Source organism: Piscinibacter sp., assembly GCF_050175855.1.
Taxonomy (GTDB): Bacteria; Pseudomonadota; Gammaproteobacteria; order Burkholderiales; family Burkholderiaceae_C; genus Piscinibacter.
On the sequence record NZ_JBFXIO010000420.1, the window covers coordinates 1 to 4,120 of the forward strand.

Here is a 4,120-nt window from a genome sequence, read left to right on the forward strand (position 1 = left end):
GTCGTCGGGCTCGCGCGTGGCGCCGCCGAAGAACTGCGCGCTGGTCTTGCGCAGGAAGCGCTGCAGGTCGTCGCGCAGAGGCGCGAAGCCGGCTTGGCGCTGCACGAAGTCGTCGAGCCCGCGCTCGAAAAGCACCTCACCGGCACTGCGGTTGAGGGCCTCGTGCAGCGCCACGCAGGCCTGCCGCCAGCGCGCGTCGTCGGGCTGTGCCGGCAGGCCGCGCAACTGGCGCCAGGCCCGGCCGAACGGCCGGTTGCGCGCCGCGCGCCACGGCGGGCCGAGGTAGGCCAGCGCCAGGCCGGCCGCCAGCAGCGCGGCCAGCACGGCGTAGACGGTGAGCCGTCCTCGTGGCGCCGCGGTATCGACCCGCAACGGCGGCCGGTCGGGCTGCATCTCGCCGAGGCCGCGGCGCGTCGGCGCGTCGACCTGGACCAGGGGCGCGATGGTCACCGGCCAGGCTTCGATCAGTGCCTCTTCCACCCGGCCGGCCACGGCGAAGCGCAAGCGGTGCGCACCGATCTCCACCGTGCGCGGCGCCGCCGGCGCGAGGAAGACCTGGTAGTCGAGATCGAGCTGCAGGCGCTGGCCGCCGACGACCGTTTCGACCGAGCGCTGCACCGAGCGAAGTTCCAGCGCAAGGCCTCGCCCGCCGGGCTGGGGCAGCGAGGTCTCGTCGAGCGTCCAGCCCGAGGGCACGTGCACGACGACGCGGCGCTGCAGGTGGTCGCCCACCTGGTAGCCGTAGGCCCGCGGCTCCTCGGCGTCGATGCGCAGCACGGTGTCGTCGGCCGCCTGCGCGGCGGCGGCGAGCGTCAGCACCAGGGCAAGCAGCACGCGCTTCATGCGAGGAAGTGGCGGGTGACCGCGTCGGCGTCGAAGGCGCCCTCGATGAACAGCGGTGCGAGCCGCCGCGCTCGCAGTTTCGCCAGCAGGGCTTCGCGGCGCGCCTCGTGCGCGGCCTGCCAGCGCTCGGCCAGCGCCGGCCGCCACCACAGCCAGCGCACCGCGCCGCTCTCCGGCTCGCGCACCTGGGCCAGGCCGCGCGGTGCCGACAGCCCGAACTCGGCGCGCTGCCACAGCACCACCGGCACGATGTCGTGCGGGGCCAGGCTGTCGAGCACGGCCTCCAGTTCGTCGAGGTCGAGGTGGAAGTCGGAGACGAGGAACACCAGCCCGCGCTGGCGCGGCAGGTGGCGATGTGCCTCGCGCAGCGCGGCGGCCGAGCGCCCTTCGGGCTGCAGCGCGCGCAGCCGCCCGGCCAGCGCGATGCCGGCGCCGCGCGTGCGCGTCTGCGGCTGGGTGAAGTCGGGGTGCACGCGCTCGTCGCAGCCGACGAAGCCGAAGCTGTCGCCGGTGCGCCAGGCCGACCAGGCCAGGCTCTCGGTGAAGTCGGCCAGCACGTCGAGCTTGCGCTGCGCGCCCTCGAAGCCCATCGACGCCGACAGGTCAGCCACCACCATCACCGGGATCGACTTGCGCTCGCTGTGCAGCCGCACGATCCAGTTGCCGAACGGATCGCGCAGGCTGGCGTGCAGGTCGAGGCGGCGGGCGTCGGGCGCGTCCTGCAGCGCCGCGTGGCCGCGGAACTCGAAGCCGGCCGCGCCGCTGCGGCTGCGGTGCGCGCCGGGGAACAGCCCGGTGGCCGCGCCGGCGATGCGGTAGTGCAGTTCCCGAATTCGGACCATCGCGATTCAGGGCGCCGCCACCGCCGCGAGGATCGCCGCCATCAGCCGCGGCGAGATCTCGTGTCGGTGCAGTTCGTACACCGGCTGGTAGCACAGCCGGTGCGCGATGGTCTCGATGAACACGGCCTGCACGTCTTCCGGCGTCACGTAGCTGCGCCCCTGCAGCCAGGCGGCCACGCGCGAAGCACGCAGCAGCAGGCTCATGCCGCGCGGGCTGGCGCCGGCGAGCATCAGCTGCGACACGTCGAGGTCGGGCAGCGTCACGCCGAAGGCCTGCGGCTCGGCGGTGGCACGCCACAGGCGCAGCGCGTAGTCCTGCAGCGCGTCGCTGGCCTGCACGCTGCGCTGGATCGCCTCGGCCACGCCGTTGAGCTCGCGGTGCTCGACCATTGCCGGCTGCAGCGCGCCCACCAGCCGGTCGGTGTCGTGGAAGCGCGGGTCGAACATCAGCGCGCGGCGCATCGCGTCGTCGGCCGGCGGCTCGATGGTGATCTCCATCATGAAGCGGTCGCGCGCGGCGGAGCTGATCTCGAAGGTCTCCTCGCGCTCGACGCGGTTGCGGTCGGCGAACACGAGCAGGTGGGGGAAGCGGAACTCGCGGTTGAAGGCCGACACGCTGCGCTCGGCCATCACGCGCAGCAGCAGCGCATGCACCTGCGGCCGGGCGCGGTTGATCTCGTTGAAGAAGAAGATCGCCAGGTCTTCGCCGTGGCGGATCAACGGGCCGGGCTCGACCGCGGGCCGGCCTTCCTCGCTGATGTAGGTGTAGTAGACGAGGTCGTTGGGCATCAGGTCGACCGTGCCCTCGGTGCGCGCGAAGGCACCACCGAGCACCTGCGCGAAGGCGCGCAGCAGCGTGGTCTTGCCGACGCCGACGTCGCCCTGCAGCAGCACGTGGCCGCGCGCGAACACCGCGGTGTTGACCAGCCGAAGGATGCGGTCCTGGCCGATCACTGCCTTGCCGACCTCGGCTTCCAGGGCCAGCGCGCGCTGCCGCCAGTCGGCCAGCAGCGCATCGTTGCGATCCATGCAGCGTCTCCTCTGCCTCGTTCTGCGCGCATGGTGCCATGGAGCGGCACACAATGCGTCGCGTGCGGCGCATAGGGCGCCGCGCGCAGTCAGCCAAGCAAGAGGCAAGCCGCAGGCAGCGGCGTCAGAAGCTCATGCGCACGCCCACCCAGGCGGCGCGCGGCGCGCCCGGCCCGACGAACTGCTCGGCGCGCCAATCGGCCGGCGCCTGCAGCGCGCCGGCGGCATCGAAGGCGTTCTCTCCGAGCAGACCGGCGGTCGCATAGCGGCGGTCGAACACGTTGGCCACCTTGCCGAACAGCTCGACATTCCTGCCGAACTTCCAGCTGCCCGTCAGGTCGACCACCGCGAAGCCGCCGATGCGGCCGGCACCGTTGAAGTCCACGCCATCGGGCTGGTGCTGGTTGTTCTCGTTGCCGCGCACGTACTGGCCGGAGTACGCGCGCAGCTGCGCGCCCACGCTCAAGCCCGGCAGCGCCAGCCAGTCGGCGGCGAGCTTGAAGCTGTGCCGCGGCAGGCCGGGGATCGAGTCGCCGGGGCGGATCTCGATCTCGTCGTCGCCGGTGCAGTTCGGGCTGGCCTCGGCGCTGCTGTTGTGCTCGGCCACGATGCAGGCCGACGACTGGTAGGTGGCGCGCAGGTAGCTGTAGCTCGCCGACCAGCCGAAGCTGCTGTACTGCTGCGACAGGCCGAGCTCCAGGCCCTGGCGCTGCGTGCGGCCGAAGTTGGTGAAGTAGCCGGCCGCCAGCCCGTTGCTGATGAACAGCAGGTCGTCGCTGTTGACGGTGTGGAACAGCGCGGCGTTCCAGTTCAGCGCCGGCGCGAACTTGCCGCGCGCGCCGACTTCCAGCGTGCGCGACACCACCTGCTTGAGCGGCGGGTCGGACTGCAGCGCGTTGGGCAGCACGCAGGCGTTGGCCGGGTCGGAGCAGCCCAGCTCGATCGGGCTGGGCGCGCGGTTGCCCTGGCTGAGGCTGCCGAAGACCGTCATCGACGAGCTGGCCTGCCAGGTCAGGCCGGCGGCCGGGTTGAACTTCCGGTACCGCCCTTCGCCGTCGAGCGTGGTCGGCAGGCCGAGCTGGATGCGGCCGTCGTCGACGGTGCTGACGCGGGTGTCGTTGTAGCGGCCGGCCAGCGTGAGCTGCAGGTTCGGTGCCAGCGAGATCAGGTCGTGCACGAAGACGCTGGCGGTGCGCGTCGTGCCCGAGATCAGCGCGTCGACTTCCGGATCGTCGGTGGGCACCACGGCGCGGGTGGCGTCGAGGTCGCCCTCCGCCTCGGTCTGCTCGAAGTTGCTGCGCGCGCGGTCGAAGGTGGCGCCCACGGTCAGCTGCTGGCCGCCCAGCCTGTGGTTGGACTGCAGCGCGAGGCCGGTCCCGCGCTGGCTCGACTTCGGGAGGTTCTCG

4 protein-coding genes are annotated in these 4,120 nt (G+C 72.5%); all 4 read right to left on the minus strand.

The window, feature by feature from the left end; translation table 11 throughout:
• On the minus strand, positions 1 to 843 hold an 843-nt coding region (locus AB7U92_RS22925; protein WP_428582458.1), incomplete at its 3' end, for a hypothetical protein.
• Positions 840 to 1,685, minus strand: coding sequence for a DUF58 domain-containing protein (locus tag AB7U92_RS22930; protein ID WP_428582460.1), 846 nt, complete (start codon positions 1,683 to 1,685; stop codon positions 840 to 842). The genes AB7U92_RS22930 and AB7U92_RS22925, both read right to left, overlap by 4 nt.
• 6 nt (positions 1,686 to 1,691) lie before the next feature.
• Entirely contained in the window at positions 1,692 to 2,714 is a 1,023-nt protein-coding gene (locus AB7U92_RS22935) for an AAA family ATPase (RefSeq protein WP_428582462.1), read from the minus strand.
• A gap of 124 nt (positions 2,715 to 2,838) precedes the next feature.
• Positions 2,839 to 4,120 (minus strand): TonB-dependent receptor domain-containing protein (locus AB7U92_RS22940; protein ID WP_428582464.1); only part of this gene is annotated, 1,282 nt, incomplete at its 5' end.

Coding starts and splice junctions, on each gene's coding strand:
- AB7U92_RS22930 (WP_428582460.1), bottom strand. CDS start 1,685: ATGGTCCGAATTCGGGAACTGCACTACCGCATCGCCGGCGCGGCCACC.
- AB7U92_RS22935 (WP_428582462.1), bottom strand. CDS start 2,714: ATGGATCGCAACGATGCGCTGCTGGCCGACTGGCGGCAGCGCGCGCTG.